The following is a 15,126-nucleotide window of genomic DNA, read 5'->3' as shown; positions in this document are numbered from 1 at the left end:
GAGTTCGGCAAATTTTGATTTATTAGGTAGGTTCTTTCTTTAAATTAGTTTCCATCTCATTTGAGTATTGGCGGGGGCTGTATTTTTCTAGGATAGGGAAAGCTGGCGATCGATCGTCCGAAGTTGCGGGCGATAATGCTCCGCATTGCTAGGGCGATCGCATTTCACCTGTCGGTGAAAAATGCAACGTTGTCCATCGCACACCGCAGATAGACTTTGCATCACAACCGATCAACTTTCGGGGGTTTGTGTGCATGAGCGTTATTGTGTGGCGATCGTTCCCACCTTTTTTCAGATATCATCATAACCGTAGAACTTATAGGGAGGTTGCAAATCATTAGATCTTCGCAAATAGAAATCACAGAGTTCCTGAAAAGAGTGAACAACAATGGCTTCCTCTCCTTCATGAGGCAAAATGAACCAACGATTTAGGTCAGATGGATGGAACAGAATATCGTCACCGCTAGGGCTATCAAAGAATGGGACACACTCAATAGCTTGAGCTTGTGTAAGTACATCGGGATTTTTAGCCCAGAACCAGTCCCCAGACAATCTACCACGAACCTCACTAAGATAACTATCCAAAATTTCCTGTGGAGGAAGTGTTCTTATGCTCAGGTCGGTTTCGCCCAGTCCTAATGTATTCACGAACGCACGGTAATCTTCCGGAAATAGAAAGCCTAGACAGTCCTCAATCGCAGATAAATCTTGAATAGAGATAGGCTGTAGCGGTGGAGTCGCTACAACAAACGAAATGCCTCGAAATTCAACTATATCCATACTTTTTAAACTTGATGGAAACCGCTTAAAGGCAACCTCAAAACTACTGAAATCAACAACCTAAGCAGCACAACTTATAATTGTATCGCATCTGCCGTACAACACATGGTATAACCTGAAAATACCGCGATTTTCCCACCCTTCTTACCTACCGTTGGAATCTCCTTTTCTCAATCGGGTTTCACCTTCTAATTTTATAATTCGCGGCAATTGCAAGCCTGCAACTTCTGTACCTGCGAACAATGGTATAAAATTAGTTACTGCTTCCGAGCCAGCTTGTTGCAACGCACTCAAAAGTTTCGCACTTTGCCGGATCAAGTCTTCAACGGCAATTCCGCCATAACTCGGCTGATAATAACTGAGCCGATTTATGCCTTCTCCCAGCAAGATTACTGCACCGCGCCAGTTTTGATTGCTTAAGTGATAAAGCGCGACAGAAATTTGCAATATTCCTTGATAAAACCTTTTATCCGGCTCGCCCGCTTCCATCCACAAAGCCTCTAAGGTATCGTGACAAGCGTAAAAATCTTGGCTGTTAAATTCTTCGATACCTTGCCAAAACTCGATCGGCATTTCCTCTGTCATTCGATTGGAGATTGGGAATTTGGGATTTGGGATTGAGTAGGCGGCGATCGGTTTTTGCTAATAGCTAAGTCTTAAAAATAGGAAAAATCACGACCTGTTTTCAAAACTGCTGCCAATTTCACGATCGCCTACTTAACCGATTACATTGTCTCTCTGACAGCTTGAATCTGATCCATGCCAATTTCCTGATTAGTTCCAGCAAAATCGTTATCTGGCGTCAGAAATAACATACAGTGACATTCTTTCCGCTCGCGCATGGGAATGCAGGGACAGTTCCAGTAGGCGGCTTTGACTTCGGCTTCTTTATCTTCGTAATGGCGACAAGGGCATAGGGGAGCGCCTAGTTCGTCTTTGTGCTTTGCTAGTCCTTCTATGACGACAGCAGTGACTGAAGGCTCGGAACAAAAGTAAGTTCCAGTGCGCTTGGCGTAGGTTTCGGAGAAATTCTTCATCGCCTCCAAAGTTTTTTCGTTGGAGAGTTTGGATTTTTCTGTTGTGTTCATAGTTCAGGATCGGAGTTGAGGATGCTACGAGCTTTTGACAATTGTACCGCAGAATGTGATTTTAAACACTTATATATTTCTCTTTACTTACAAGGAGGAAAAACTTGACAAAAATTGAGTTTTAGGTTGTCGGTTTTTTGGTGATTTTTCTGCATCCCTCTGGTTTCGGGAAACTGGCGGTTGACCCGGTTTTTGGAGCTGCTAATAGATTTTGCCGATCGCCCGCTCAGACAAAAACATCCCCCAACGGGGATAAAAAAAGATAAAATATGACACTGCTGTCCCTGTTTCCGGCATCTTATGGCAATTTCCCCGCACCCCACCCCCACTAAAAAAGTTCCTTCCTCTGGTCAGATTTGGCCCGCTGACACCGAGTTAGTCGGATTAGTGTTTGAATTGACCCCCCGCGCAGCTAGCTATCTGTACGCGCAGTATGCTATAGGTTTGCACGCTTGGTTTTTGCATCAAATACAGGAAACTGACCCGGATTTATCCCAACTTTTGCACGACGATCAGTCAGAAAAAGCCTTTACTATTTCGGGATTGGAGGGTGATTTGCTTCCAGCCGGTAAGGACTTTCAGCTTTTGGGCGATCGTATTTACCGCTGGTATGTCACAGGACTGTCCCAGCGAGTAGTACAATGGCTGAGTCAGTGGCTGCAAAATTTGCCCCAAGAGATTGATTTGCGAAATGCTCCGCTACTAATTCGCTCTTGGGATATTGCTTTTTCTCCCACAACTTACCAGCAATTGCTAACAGCAGAACATCCATTATCGAGAAACGTAAAACTTAGTTTTGTAACTCCTACAAGCTTTCGCAGCAAAGGCCATCATTTCCCCCTACCAGTTCCCGAAAATGTTTTTCACAGCTATTTGCGCCGCTGGAATAACTTTTCGAGTATGAGTTTTGACCAAGCAGAATTTCTGACTTGGATTGAGGAAAATGTAATTATTAGCCGCCACAAGTTGGAGTCGCAAAAGGTGGCGGCGGGCAAAAAAGGCATGGTGACGGGATTTACTGGGGCTGTAGAATTTGCGATCGGGCGATCGGGCACATTACGCCCAGATTTTGTACAATTATTTTATGCCTTGGGGCGATTAGCACCTTACTGCGGCACGGGCCATAAAACAACTTTTGGTTTGGGACAAACGCGATCGCAATGGTTGACAGAATCCCTACCCGAAGTCTCTATCCAAAGTGTATTGGCGGCGCGAATCGATGAATTGACAGAGAAGTTTATGGCCCACAGAAAGCGTACAGGCGGGAGTCGGGCTGGTGAGATTGCAGAAACTTGGGCGACGATTTTAGCGCGCCGGGAATTGGGGGAATCTTTGTTGGATATTGCTGCTGATTTGGAAATGCCTTATGAAACTGTGAAAACTTATGTGAAGTTAGCAAGAAGAGCTTTGAAAGTCGAGGATTGAAGCAGACACAAAATGAAAAAGCACAGAATGCGGAACCAGTCGTGGAAAAAATCTCGACGACAGCCAGCCAGCTAACCAGGTGATGAAGCGGATGGAGAAAAAATCCTGGTTGGGTTGTCAAATTCATTGGCTGTCGCTTATCTTGGTAGTTAGAGCGATCAATTTTATCTCTAAAAAGAAACGAGAACTAATTGGCGAGGAATCCGATCCATTTACTATTATGAAAGTTGGAAAAACTTCTGGAAGTAATTGATTTATTTTAATTTCTGACTTTTGTTCTTTTAGAAGTAATTGTGATTATAATTATATCCAGTTTGCACCATAAGTTCTATGCTCGCACCTAAAAATAGATTCAAACTCGGTCTCTTATTCGATCGACATGAGAGGCATTTATTCAAGCATTCAGTTATACGAAAGTTACGTTTACGTCATCTGAAGCATTGGTTCAGTTGTCTCAAGGTAGGACAAAAGATTAGTCTGGGCTATGGACTGGCGCTGGGGGTGGCAATTCTGGGAACCACTACAGGAATATCGATCGCTGACCAATATCATAAAGAAGCTGTTAAACACGAACAAGATGCGATCGAAGAGGCTCAATCCATCAGTGAATTGGAGATCCAGCTTTTGCAAGTTCTCCTTCACCAACAGCAGATCCTGATGCTATTGGAGAATCGAGATTTGCTAGAGCAACAGTATTCCTATTTTTTAACCCATGTGGATCTATTCAAAAAAGAATGGTCTGAGTTTAAATCTTCAGAAGGGGATACAAAAAATCCTAAGGTTGAGGAGTCACCTGCTGAAATAGAGACCGTCAGACGTTTTCTGCAAGCCAATGAAGAGATTCCAGAGGCTTACTTGCAGCAGACAGAGGCGATATTAAAGGCAATTAATGCCGCTGAATTATCACCAGCAGAAATTCAGATATTCCGCAGCCAGCTTTTGACTTTTGGTAGCAGTCCTGCATCGCTGCAATTGAAGAAATTTTTACAAGATCTAGAGCAATTAAAGGTAAGGGCGTATAAAGAGTACACAGAAGCAAAAACTGAGTTTGCAAATGTACAGGTGCTACGAGTGCAGGTTATTGCTGGGACTCTGACTTTATCTGTGGCGATCGCCATTTTACTCGCGATTTATACCAGTCGGGCGATCGCTCGTCCTCTCCAACAAGTCACCAATATTGCTCAGGAAGCAACCCAAACGGGCAATTTTGATTTACAAGCTGCTGTTACCACTAAAGATGAAATTAGTATATTAGCAACAGCCCTAAATCAACTGATTCGACGAGTCAAGCAACTGCTACAGGAACAACAAGCCGCATCCACAGAACGCCTAATTCAACATGAAAAAATGGCGACTTTGGGACAGTTGATTGCAGGAGTAACCCATGACATTAACAATCCAATTAATTCCATAGCCGGCAACCTAACCCATACTGACAGATACCTAAAAGACTTACTAGAACATTTGCACATCTATCAGCAGCATTACCCCGAACCTGCGTCAGAAATTGTCGAACACGCCGAAGCCATTGAGTTAGAATTTGTAGAAGAAGATCTACCCCTAATGCTGGCATCTCTTCAGCAGAGTGCTGAACGTATCCGCGATATCAGTTATTCTATGCGGTTGTTCGCACGAGCAGACTCTTCCCAAAAGATTGCTTTCGATATCCACGAAGGTATCAACAGCACGCTATTAATTTTGAAACACCGACTTAAAGCTAACAATAATCACCGGGAAATTACTGTTAGCAAAAATTACGGTCAATTCCCAAAAATTAAATGTTTTCCCGGACAATTAAATCAAGTATTTATGAACCTTATTGGTAATAGTATTGATGCCCTAGAGGATGCAAGGGATCAAAGTAAAAATTCTGATGATTCTGAACTAGCCCCGATGCCTTCAATTCAGATTCAAACTGAAATTATCGAAGATAATTGGGTCAGAATTAGGATTGCTGATAATGGTTCAGGCATCGATGAAGCGTTAAAATTACGCTTGTTTGAGTCATTCTTTACAACCAAAGATGCTGGGAAAGGCACTGGCTTAGGACTCTCAATGAGTCACCAGATTGTGACCCAAAAGCATGGGGGGAAACTCTACTGCAATTCCCAACCTGGACAGGGAGCGGAGTTTGTGATTGAGTTACCTATTGGTTAATTTCAATGCTCCCATAGGAGGTACGACTGGCCGGAGCAGGGCATAGGGCATAGGGCATAGGGCATAGGGCATAGGGGATACCTCACTTTTTTGAGAACCGCTATAAAATCATTTATTTTTTAACGTTTTGGACAAATAGATAAATGTCATCCCGCTGATATTTTAGTTGAAATTGAGGGTTATTTCTGAGTTTAGTTATGAGGTTTTGCACAAAAGCTCGATCGCTCATCCAGCCAGGATACCTCAGATTCAGCAACACATACTCAAACTCTGCGAGATTTCCAGGAGGCGCCTGAGCCTGAGTTAAGCGTAGTACAGGGCGGTGCGTTAAGTGCGGAGCCATGTGAGAAGTGGTTAAAACACTGCCTTTTGTGTTGACGAGGGCGATCGCTTCTCTGCTAGCCGACAAAGTGTCGAGGGAATCTACATAAATAGTCCAAAAATAGCCGTATTTTGCTAAAGCTAAGAAACCAATCAACGACCAAATTACAATCACTCTCGGCAATTGATAATCGGGAATTAACAATCTATCAAATATTGTGTTTCTCTGTTGCTGATTCCTATCTGCCAAACTTGAAATTACGGCAACTAACAAAAACGGCAATATTGGAATAGAATATTGATGGATCAAATCTCGTTGAGCCGGGATATCCGAAAGAATATTCATAGCCAACATTGGCACAGCGCTAATTAAAGGTGTCAGATGCCGCGGCGAAAGCCACCAAATTACAGGCAATATTAATAATGCTAAATATTCAAAAGTATCAGCCGAAAATAAACGCCCTAAAATGAGATTTGGCTTCAAGATTAAATTAACAGCAATTTCTAAAACCGAGTTTCCCAAATATTGATATCTGCCGATTCCCGCGTGTTCTCTTCCCTGATTGAAATAGGGTATAATTCCCTGAGTAACTACCAAAAACCAACCTACGCCGAGAAATAGAGCTATCAGCCCGCAATTGCGTTTTTTGTCAAAACACAAGAGCCACAATCCCATCGCAGCTACAGTTAAAGATAGCACGGCTTTGCAGCTCAAAACTAAGACGGTGGCAGCACAAAACCACAGAGTTTTATTCAGCCGCGCGGCGAGGATTGCTGCTAGGAGTGCGGGTAAAGCAATTACTTCGGGGTGGAAGTCGAAGAGGTTGACATTGAAAACTAATGGATAGAAAAGGTAGATACAGGCGATCGCCCGAGATATACTATTCTTTAATCCGGCTTGAATGGCCAAACCCCAAACTGGCAAAGCACCGGATGCTAGGGCGACTGCTTGCACTAACAACAGCCAATGAACATCGGGATATATTTTGTAAAGCAAAGCCACGGGATACATCACCCCAGCGGCGTGATTTCCCAGGTGGTGAATTTCCAGAAATGAGGAAAACGGCGTTTGTGATTGACTGATGAGATAGGCTACTTGATCGTAAATTCCGAGCTCAAAGGCGTTGGATTCAAGCAGGGCGTGGCGTACACTGCTGCACAGAAAAAATATTAGGGCAAAAAGGGCGATTTGCCAAATTACTGGATGATATTTTAGCTTAAAATTGTTCATAGTCTGAGCCGGGGCGGGTTTATTGGATTGATGCGCTTTTTCAAAGACTGGGTGTGAACCCGCCCCTACAGGAATTACGGTTGATTCACCGGGTTGTATCTTACTTTAATCCTGGAGGCAGAAACCGGGTTTTTTTAGGGAAATATTGCATCATCGCCTTTAATATCGATAAAAAACCCGGTTTCTTTGGTATTGATACGTCCGCGACTATTACTTATTATCATACTAATTTCTGACTTTCTGAAACAACCAAACATCATCTTGCTGATAGCTAATCTTAAACTCAGGAGATTTTTTAAGTTGAGTCACAACCCTCGCAGCAGTAGCCGCAGTATCGTGCCAAGGATGCCGCATATTTAATAGTACATACTCAAATTTATTCAAATTTTGCCCCTTGGCAACTTGATGCAGCAATTTAATTGTTGTACGGTGAGCGAGATGAGTTGCTAGGGAATTATCCGTTAAGACATTGCCTTGAGTTTGCACTCTATTAATTGCCTGTCGCGTCGCTTGCCAAGTATCGAGAGACTCTAAATAAATTGTTCCAAAATACCCATATTTTGCTAAAATCAAAAAACTTAAAAGCGACCATAAAATTAACAATTTTGACACATTAGCAAACAGCAATTTCCCCCACCTCCAACTGCGGCGAATCGAAAGGCGGTGCATCCAGATATGTTTAACAGTTTTAACCGAAATTCTTTTAGAGACTGGCTTCCAAATTCGCGGCATCAAGTTGCGATGATTCCATAGATAATTCCAGGCATTTTTCCAAAAATTATTACCTCTTCTCTGTCTGTCTGCTATCGTAGAAATTACCACAGTTAATACAAAGGGAAATATCGGCACTGAATACTGGTGAATCAAATCTCGCTGAGCGTCAATATCCGAAAGAATATTCATCACTAGCATGGGAAAAGCACCAATTAAAGGTGACAGGTGACGCGGGGAAAGCCACCAAATTACAGGGAAAAATAATAAAATCAAATATCCGAAAGTATCAGCGGAAAACAAACGCCCTAAAATCAGATTTGGTTTCAAGATTAAATTAATAGCTATTTCTAAAACTGAGTTTCCTAAATATTGATATCGCCCGATACCTGCGTGTTGTTTGCCTTGATTAAAATATGGTACGATTGCTTGAGTTGCTATCAAAAACCAAGCCGCACCGAGAAATATAGCGATGAGCCCGCACTTGCGAGTTTTCTCAAAAAAGAATAGCCAAACTCCCATCATCAAAACTGTTAAAGATAGCACGGCTTTGCAGCTTAAGATTAAGAGGATGGCGGCACAAAACCACAAGGTTTTATCCAGTCTGGCGGCTAGGATTGCTGCTAAAATGGCTGGCATTGCTATGACTTCGGGGTGGAAGTCGAAGAGGTTGACGTTAAATACTACCGGATATAGCAGATACATGGCTGAAATGGCGATCGCCCTTGGTTCATCTAATCCCGCTTGACGTGCTAAACTCCAACTAGGCCAAGCACCTAGGGCTAGGGCAAAAGCTTGCACGAATAACAGCCAGTGCACGTCGGGATATATTTTGTAAAGTAAGGCTAGGGGATAGAAGATAAAGGCAGCATGATCGCCTAAAATATTGATTTCCATTAATGAGGAAAATGGTGTTTGATTTTGGGAGATTAAGTAAATTGCTTGGTCAAAAATGGCTAAGTCGTAGGCAGTGGAATGAAACAAAGCGTGGCGCGCGCTGCTGGCGGCAAATAAGATTATCGTTGTGATGACAATCATTAACAATACTGGATGGGATTTTGGAGATTGTAAGGTTAGCATTTTCTTGGTTTAATCGGCGATGCGTTTAAATAGTAGAACTTGGTTTTTTTGATAAGTTAATTGAAAAGCGCGATCGTTTTTAAGTTGATTTGCTAAGGTGTTACCAATTTTTTCCGTATCTGGCCACGGATGGCGCAGGTTTAATAATATGTATTTAAATTCAGTTATTTTTGTTTGGGGTGAAATTTGTGAAAGTAATTTGACTGTGGGGCGGTGGGCAAAGTGAGGTGCAAGTCTATTATCTGTTAAAATACTGCTTTGGGGTTGAACTTGGGCGATTGCTTCTCGTGTGGCTTGCCAGGTATCTAGTCTATTTGCGTACAGAATAAAGTCTTTGGATTCTCCCAGCAATAGGAATATTATTAATGACCAAATTACCATTGCTTTGGGTAATTGCATTCCGAGCCACATTTGCGGAATTTGGATGTTTTTAACTTTCAAATTTGCTGTTTTTAGTGGACTGGATGACGGTTTTTCGAGTTTTTCTTCTATATTTTTTATTGTTTGTTCTTTGGCTATAATTGCTAGGATTAAAAATGGAATTATCGGCACTGAATATTGATAAGCCAAGCTGCGTTGAAATGGCAAGTCGGAGAGAATATTGATAATTAATGTCGGGATGGCAGGAATTAGGGCTGTTAAATATTTGAGGTTGATTTTGCGGGAGAATGGCAGTATCAGCCAAATCACGGGTAAGGTGAGGATAAATAAGTATTTGAATGTGTCGAAGGAAAGAATTTTTCCTAATACTAGCTGGGGTTTTAATAGAAGGTTGATGATGATTTCTAGGACGGATTTGCCTAAATAGCTGTAGCGCCCGACTCCGGCGACTTCGCTACCGCTAAAGTAGGGGATGATTTTTTGGGAAGCTATCAAAAACCATGCTACACCTAGTAAAAGTGCGATCGCCCCAAACCGTTGCTTTTTCTCGCAGAAAAACAGCCAAAAACCAATCGCAGCAACGGTTATAGACAAAACTGCCTTGCAGCTTAACACCAGCAGAATTGCGCTACAAAACCACACCAGTTTATTTAAGCGCGCTGCTAAAATTGCTGCTAAGAGTGCGGGTAAAGCGATTACTTCCGGGTGAAAATCAAATAAGTTGATGTTGAATACCACCGGATAGAGCAAATAAATTAGGGCGATCGCCCGAGACTGTACTTGATTTAATCCGGCCAAACGCGCTAAACTCCAGCTAGGCCAGGCTCCCAGGGATAAAGCCACGGCTTGTACCAACAGCAGCCAATGCACATCCGGGTAAATTTTGTACAGCAAAGCCAGCGGATAATAGATTACCGCTGCGTGATCTCCCAAAATATGAATCTGCATCAAGGAAGAAAACGGCGTTTGGTTTTGACTTAGCAAGTAAATTGCTTGGTCAAAAATTCCCAAATCGAAGGCTGTGGATTGGAATAAAGCGTGCCGTAAACTGCTACAGGCAAAGAAAATTGTAGCAGCAATGGCGATCGCCCAAACCAAACTCGACGGCAAGCGCGATCGACTTTCTTCTATATTTTCCCCCATTCCAACGCCGATATCCTCACGGTCATCAGCAAAATTTTCCCCATTATCCATGAAATCTGACACTAACTGACGACTCAAAATATGATTCCCTCAAATGTGCTTGCCACGCCATAGTTAACCGCTAATTTGAGTTCCAGTAATCGTAATATTAGAATAATCCACAAAACCTTAAAAAATTGTGAAAGCAATAACTCTTCTCGGCTCCACAGGCTCCATCGGCACTCAGACTCTGGATATTGTAGCTCAATACCCCGAACAATTTCGGATTGTCGGGTTAACCGCCGGACGAAATGTAACGTTACTCGCACAACAAATTCGCCAGTTTAAACCAGAAATTGTCGCGATTTGCGACGAAGATAAATTAGAGGAATTGCAAAGGGCGATCGCAGATCTCGACCCTCAACCTATTTTACTTGCTGGCGAGTCAGGCGTTGTCGAAGTTGCCAAATACGGCGATGCTGAAGCCGTCGTCACAGGCATAGTTGGCTGTGCCGGTTTGCTACCAACAATTGCAGCCATCAAAGCAGGCAAAGATATCGCCTTAGCCAATAAAGAAACATTAATCGCCGGCGGCCCCGTTGTCAACCCCCTCATCGAAAAATATGGGGTTAAAGTATTGCCGGCAGACTCGGAACATTCGGCAATTTTTCAATGTTTGCAAGGCATACCGGCGGGAGGGTTGCGCCGAATTATTCTCACAGCTTCGGGCGGTTCTTTTCGAGATTTGCCCGTTGAAAAGTTAGGCGAAGTAACAGTCGCCGATGCCTTGAAACATCCGAATTGGTCGATGGGGCAGAAAATCACCATTGATTCTGCTACTTTGATGAATAAAGGATTGGAAGTAATTGAGGCTCATTACCTGTTCGGCATGGATTATGACGACATTGATATTGTCATCCATCCCCAGAGTATCATTCACTCGTTAATTGAGCTACAAGATACATCCGTTTTGGCACAATTGGGCTGGCCGGATATGCGTTTACCCCTACTTTACGCTTTGTCTTGGCCGGAAAGAATTCAGACAGATTGGCCGCAGCTAGATTTAGTAAAATCCGGTGATTTGACTTTCCGAGAACCCGATCACGAAAAGTATCCTTGTATGCAGTTAGCCTATGCGGCGGGCCGGGCGGGCGGTTCAATGCCTGCGGTGCTGAATGCGGCAAACGAACAGGCTGTAGCGCTATTTTTGGAGGAAAAGATTACGTTTTTGGATATTCCGAAGTTGATTGAGAAGGTGTGCGACAAACATCAAGCGGATAACTGTGAAACTCCTGCTTTGGATGATATTTTGGCGGCGGATAAGTGGGCGCGGCAGGAAGTTTTGATAATGAGTGAGGTTTGGGACTCGCGGATTCTTTCCGTTCGCTGATTCTTTGGTTCGTAGTGAGGACTTTAAAAATCCTCACTACGAACCTAAAACGGCGGTTAAAACCGCGTCTATACAAACACTCACGTGCCTCCGCAGGTTGAAGAACTGGTCGTGAAAATTACGTTATTTTCTTCATTTATTGTATTCAGTCCGCACACCATACGGACTTCGTTGAAACTCCGGCTTTGGATGAGATTCTGGCGGCGGACAAGTGGGCGCGGCAGGAAGTTTTGACAATGAGTGAGGTTTGGGACTCGCGGATGCTTTTGGTTCCCTAATTCTTTGGTTCGTAGTGAGGACTTTAGTCCTCACTACGAACCTAAAACGGCGGTTAAAACCGCGTCTATACAAACACTCACGTGCCTCCGCAGGTTGAAGAACTGGTCGTGAAAATTACGTTGTTTTATTCATTTACTCTCTTCAGTCCGCGCACCATCCGGACTTCGTTTTTATAGGCGCGGTTTCAACCGCCGTCTTTTATTTTCCCATTGTTGATATAATTCGCCAATATGTCGATCGCGCCAACACCCAAGGAAGAAGCCCAACAATCAGAGCATTTCGAGCTTGGGTAAAAGAGCAACTTCAAACAAAACACGCCTAGGGGCGGATTTCAGTAACTCCCCGCTTTCGCCGCCAAATCAGCCGCACTCATCTTTTCGTACCTTTCAAAAGGTTGGTGAATCCAAGGATTATCCGGCAAATAATCTACATAATAATCCGGTTTCGCCACAGAACAAGCCTTGTACCAAAGCACAGCAGTCCGAATTTCCTGAATATCATCGCCGTAGCGGTTTTGCAGCCAAACAATAGCTTGCTCTAAACTAATTCCCGAATCTACCAAATCGTCAACTAGCAGAATGCGACTGCCCAAATTATCGCCCACCATTGTCAAATTACGCGCAAATTCGATCGCCCGCCGGACTTTTCCCTCCGCCCCACCATAGGACGAGGCCGCTAAAATCGCCAGGGGTTTGTCGAAAATCCGCGACAGAGTATCGCCGACGCGCAGCCCTCCCCTCGCCAAACAGACAATGCGATCGAATTTCCATTGAGATTCATTAATTTTTACAGCCAAATCCTCAATTTTTCGATGGTACTCAGACCAAGAAACGTAAAGGTCGCTCATGCCTAATATTATTGAAATATCAAAGATATTATTCAATATTTTGGGAAAAATAACATGAATGCAGAGGAACTTCTCAGACGGTATGCAGCGGGAGAACGAGTTTTTCGTAGAGTAGACTTGGCTGGGATCGATATGTCAAGGATAAATTTGCGCGATATTGACCTGAGTCAAGCTAGTTTAACAGGTGCAAGTGCGATCGGCATAACGCTCTACAGAGCCAATCTGTATCAAGCAGATATCAGCAAAGCCGACTTCTCCCAAGCCAACCTCATGTCGGCTAATTTCGGCGAATGCGAGGCGATGGGAGCAAACTTGAGCGGAGCTATCTTGCGGAGTGCCGTGCTCAGCGGAGCAGATTTAACGGGCGCGAGTCTCAGGGGTGCAGACATCAGAGATGCCAATCTTCAACGGGCAATTTTGATTCAAGTTTATGCAGTTAACGCTAACTTGCAAGGTGCCAATTTGACAGAAGTAAAACTTTGCGGAATCAACCTGACTCAAGCAAATTTAACTGACGCCAACTTAACACAAGCCGATCTCAGCCATGCTAATCTCACTCAAGCAAATTTGAGTTGGGCTAATTTGACAGAAGCAAATCTCGAAAAAGCTAATTTGAAGGGAGCAGATTTGAGCGGAGCTAACCTGATTTGTGCAAATCTGCATCTAGCAGATTTGAGCGGAGTTTCCCTTAAGGGAGCAAATTTCAGGGGAGCAAACTTGCATCAAGCTTCTTTGCGCGGGACAAATTGGAAGGAGGCGAATCTGAGAGAAGCTATGATGCCTGACGGCACAATCTCGGAGTAAATAAGCTTGCAACACAGAATTTAAAACCGCAGGGTGCTGGTGGCGCACCCTACATTTAGCTTAATTCCAGATTTTATTGAGGGGATTTAATTCGATCTTCAGGTTACCCCGCCCAAAAACGGAGACAGGCCTCCGAGACTCGCCTAGTGGAGAGTCAAAAATTTTAGATCAAAGTTCAATCTCCAGATTTATCTGTTGAGACAATCTCAAATCTCAAATCTCAAATCTCAAATCTCAAATTGATTGACAGTGCATTTAAAGAGAAGTGGCAAAATTTTGGGTAACAGTTTAATCTACAACTTTCAGCCAGCCCCGGCGAACCGCGTGGAGCAAGCGGTTGATGGCTGTTTGATCTTCTTCGGTAAGACAGTCATTTAATAGCGCACTCTTGAGCTGTTGTCGGTGAGTGGGAGTCAGCAGACCGGAGTGATATACCTGAAACACTAGCTCTGCAATCGTAAATTGAGGTAAAAACGTTTGGGTCATCATTGGTTTTTTTTGAAATCACTTTTGACATTATTGACTGATTTTCCAAATATTTATGTGATTCAAATACGCCAGTAAATGTGATCGATTCTGTCTTGATTGGTGATTTGTGTCAATGGGACTTGGGGAGCAGATGTTTTCTCGATCGAGAGAGCAACTCGAAACACAAACTCTGTCCCGATTCCTCCTTTTAGTAACTCCCAAATCTGTGTTGTTTGTTAAAAGATGCTGACAAACAAATTAATATTAATTTAACAAATCACTAAGTATGTCCTTACCAATAAACATAGATGCGTTGAGGGGTGAGAACACTCATTTACTCTTTTGTATATGAGCGATCTTGACGCTGAAGAACACCTACAATGTACTGCCTTTTTTTTGCGATGACTACTAAGTAATTACTACTAACTAAATCAACGGATATTAAACGTAAAACTTTTACGGTGTTGGGAAACCCACTTTGCTTGCATTTACTGGGTATCTTTGTGTAGTTTTTTTTCCGTAGATATACTTAATGAGTGCCCGCTGCTGACTGCTGACTACTGTCCGCGTGCGGGGACAGCACTAAGGACTGTTAACGGTTTTGCATCAAAAATCCCGGCATCTTCAAGAAACCGGGTGCGATCGCCACGATCGCAGCAAACAATATTTTTGAGAGGGTTAATGGAGCGACCTACTCACTCAAATCTTACTTGCGGGCAAAGCTTTACACCAGACAGAGTAGAACTACCGATCTAAACTTACTGTCTGAGGGTACTAATCGGAAATTCTGACCCATCCGCGGCGGATGGCGTGAAGTAGACGGTTGACTGCATCTCGGTCGTCTTGGCACAGAGCGCTTTCACAAAGTGCACGCAGTCCGTGACTTTCGGTACGACTCAGATTGCCCGAATGCGTGACTTGATAAAATAGTTCAGCGATCGTGCGATCGGATTTAAAAGTCAGAGTTTGCATGAAATCTCGTTGAACTCGACTATTCTAATATCCAGCATTTCAGAACAGAGTAGGGTGATTGCCGTCGGCT

The 15,126-nt window shown here is 43.4% G+C and carries 14 protein-coding genes; 4 read left to right on the top strand and 10 right to left on the bottom strand.

Annotated elements, in window-relative coordinates:
- Positions 1 to 87: 87 nt before the first annotated feature.
- From JGK39_RS07245 to JGK39_RS07230, 4 genes are all read right to left on the bottom strand, one after another.
- On the bottom strand, positions 88 to 225 hold the full coding sequence (locus JGK39_RS07245; RefSeq protein WP_293249702.1) for a hypothetical protein: 138 nt from the start codon (positions 223 to 225) through the stop codon (positions 88 to 90).
- A 66-nt stretch (positions 226 to 291) separates the two neighbouring features.
- Positions 292 to 780 (bottom strand): SMI1/KNR4 family protein, encoded by a 489-nt coding sequence (locus JGK39_RS07240; protein WP_293249699.1) that lies wholly within the window; start codon positions 778 to 780, stop codon positions 292 to 294.
- A gap of 144 nt (positions 781 to 924) precedes the next feature.
- Positions 925 to 1,365: a DUF309 domain-containing protein gene (locus JGK39_RS07235; protein WP_293249696.1), complete on the bottom strand. Its 441-nt coding sequence runs from the start codon at positions 1,363 to 1,365 to the stop codon at positions 925 to 927.
- A 140-nt stretch (positions 1,366 to 1,505) separates the two neighbouring features.
- Positions 1,506 to 1,868 carry a ferredoxin-thioredoxin reductase catalytic domain-containing protein gene (locus JGK39_RS07230; RefSeq protein WP_194012549.1) on the bottom strand — a complete coding sequence of 121 codons (363 nt, stop codon included), beginning with the start codon at positions 1,866 to 1,868 and terminating at the stop codon, positions 1,506 to 1,508.
- Positions 1,869 to 2,168: 300 nt separating this feature from the next.
- Here JGK39_RS07230 and cas6 point away from each other — a divergent pair, with 300 nt between their 5' ends.
- Both cas6 and JGK39_RS07220 read left to right on the top strand, forming a co-directional pair.
- Positions 2,169 to 3,293 (top strand): CRISPR-associated endoribonuclease Cas6, encoded by a 1,125-nt coding sequence (cas6, locus tag JGK39_RS07225; RefSeq protein WP_293249692.1) that lies wholly within the window; start codon positions 2,169 to 2,171, stop codon positions 3,291 to 3,293.
- Between the two features lie 501 nt (positions 3,294 to 3,794).
- Positions 3,795 to 5,450, top strand: coding sequence for a HAMP domain-containing sensor histidine kinase (locus JGK39_RS07220; RefSeq protein ID WP_293249689.1), 1,656 nt, complete (start codon positions 3,795 to 3,797; stop codon positions 5,448 to 5,450).
- A 112-nt stretch (positions 5,451 to 5,562) separates the two neighbouring features.
- Here the strand turns inward: JGK39_RS07220 and JGK39_RS07215 are convergent, their stop codons facing one another.
- From JGK39_RS07215 to JGK39_RS07205, 3 genes are all read right to left on the bottom strand, one after another.
- Positions 5,563 to 7,002, bottom strand: a complete 1,440-nt coding sequence (locus JGK39_RS07215) for a DUF2079 domain-containing protein (RefSeq protein WP_293249686.1) — start codon at positions 7,000 to 7,002, stop codon at positions 5,563 to 5,565.
- Positions 7,003 to 7,227: 225 nt separating this feature from the next.
- Positions 7,228 to 8,793, bottom strand: a complete 1,566-nt coding sequence (locus tag JGK39_RS07210; RefSeq protein WP_293249683.1) for a DUF2079 domain-containing protein — start codon at positions 8,791 to 8,793, stop codon at positions 7,228 to 7,230.
- Between the two features lie 9 nt (positions 8,794 to 8,802).
- Positions 8,803 to 10,368, bottom strand: coding sequence for a DUF2079 domain-containing protein (locus tag JGK39_RS07205; RefSeq protein WP_293249759.1), 1,566 nt, complete (start codon positions 10,366 to 10,368; stop codon positions 8,803 to 8,805).
- A 127-nt stretch (positions 10,369 to 10,495) separates the two neighbouring features.
- On the opposite strand from JGK39_RS07205, the gene dxr reads away from it, so the two are divergent.
- A complete protein-coding gene (gene dxr, locus JGK39_RS07200; RefSeq protein ID WP_293295802.1) occupies positions 10,496 to 11,686 on the top strand; it encodes a 1-deoxy-D-xylulose-5-phosphate reductoisomerase in 1,191 nt (396 codons plus the stop codon).
- A gap of 610 nt (positions 11,687 to 12,296) precedes the next feature.
- Here dxr and JGK39_RS07195 read toward each other — a convergent pair.
- A complete protein-coding gene (locus JGK39_RS07195; protein ID WP_293249677.1) occupies positions 12,297 to 12,812 on the bottom strand; it encodes a phosphoribosyltransferase in 516 nt (171 codons plus the stop codon).
- A 54-nt stretch (positions 12,813 to 12,866) separates the two neighbouring features.
- On the opposite strand from JGK39_RS07195, the gene JGK39_RS07190 reads away from it, so the two are divergent.
- Positions 12,867 to 13,616, top strand: coding sequence for a pentapeptide repeat-containing protein (locus JGK39_RS07190; RefSeq protein ID WP_293249674.1), 750 nt, complete (start codon positions 12,867 to 12,869; stop codon positions 13,614 to 13,616).
- 288 nt (positions 13,617 to 13,904) lie between these two features.
- Here JGK39_RS07190 and JGK39_RS07185 read toward each other — a convergent pair whose 3' ends face one another.
- The gene (locus tag JGK39_RS07185) at positions 13,905 to 14,105 is read right to left on the bottom strand and encodes a hypothetical protein (protein WP_293175457.1); all 201 of its coding nucleotides are present in this window, start codon (positions 14,103 to 14,105) and stop codon (positions 13,905 to 13,907) included.
- A 753-nt stretch (positions 14,106 to 14,858) separates the two neighbouring features.
- Positions 14,859 to 15,056 (bottom strand): hypothetical protein, encoded by a 198-nt coding sequence (locus JGK39_RS07180; protein WP_293249671.1) that lies wholly within the window; start codon positions 15,054 to 15,056, stop codon positions 14,859 to 14,861.
- Positions 15,057 to 15,126: the final 70 nt, after the last annotated feature.

Origin of the sequence: Microcoleus sp. PH2017_12_PCY_D_A (genome assembly GCF_020738565.1) — a bacterium.
GTDB lineage: Bacteria > Cyanobacteriota > Cyanobacteriia > Cyanobacteriales > Microcoleaceae > Microcoleus.
Note: the sequence above shows the minus strand (reverse complement) of the source record. Positions and strands in the feature narration are given on the sequence as shown.

Bases quoted from the DNA above. Each gene is read 5' to 3' on its own strand.
- JGK39_RS07240 (WP_293249699.1), bottom strand. From the start codon at position 780: ATGGATATAGTTGAATTTCGAGGCATTTCGTTTGTTGTAGCGACTCCA.
- JGK39_RS07235 (WP_293249696.1), bottom strand. From the start codon at position 1,365: ATGACAGAGGAAATGCCGATCGAGTTTTGGCAAGGTATCGAAGAATTT.
- JGK39_RS07230 (WP_194012549.1), bottom strand. From the start codon at position 1,868: ATGAACACAACAGAAAAATCCAAACTCTCCAACGAAAAAACTTTGGAG.
- cas6 (WP_293249692.1), top strand. From the start codon at position 2,169: ATGGCAATTTCCCCGCACCCCACCCCCACTAAAAAAGTTCCTTCCTCT.
- JGK39_RS07215 (WP_293249686.1), bottom strand. From the start codon at position 7,002: ATGAACAATTTTAAGCTAAAATATCATCCAGTAATTTGGCAAATCGCC.
- JGK39_RS07210 (WP_293249683.1), bottom strand. From the start codon at position 8,793: ATGCTAACCTTACAATCTCCAAAATCCCATCCAGTATTGTTAATGATT.
- JGK39_RS07205 (WP_293249759.1), bottom strand. From the start codon at position 10,368: ATGGATAATGGGGAAAATTTTGCTGATGACCGTGAGGATATCGGCGTT.
- JGK39_RS07195 (WP_293249677.1), bottom strand. From the start codon at position 12,812: ATGAGCGACCTTTACGTTTCTTGGTCTGAGTACCATCGAAAAATTGAG.
- JGK39_RS07190 (WP_293249674.1), top strand. From the start codon at position 12,867: ATGAATGCAGAGGAACTTCTCAGACGGTATGCAGCGGGAGAACGAGTT.
- JGK39_RS07185 (WP_293175457.1), bottom strand. From the start codon at position 14,105: ATGATGACCCAAACGTTTTTACCTCAATTTACGATTGCAGAGCTAGTG.
- JGK39_RS07180 (WP_293249671.1), bottom strand. From the start codon at position 15,056: ATGCAAACTCTGACTTTTAAATCCGATCGCACGATCGCTGAACTATTT.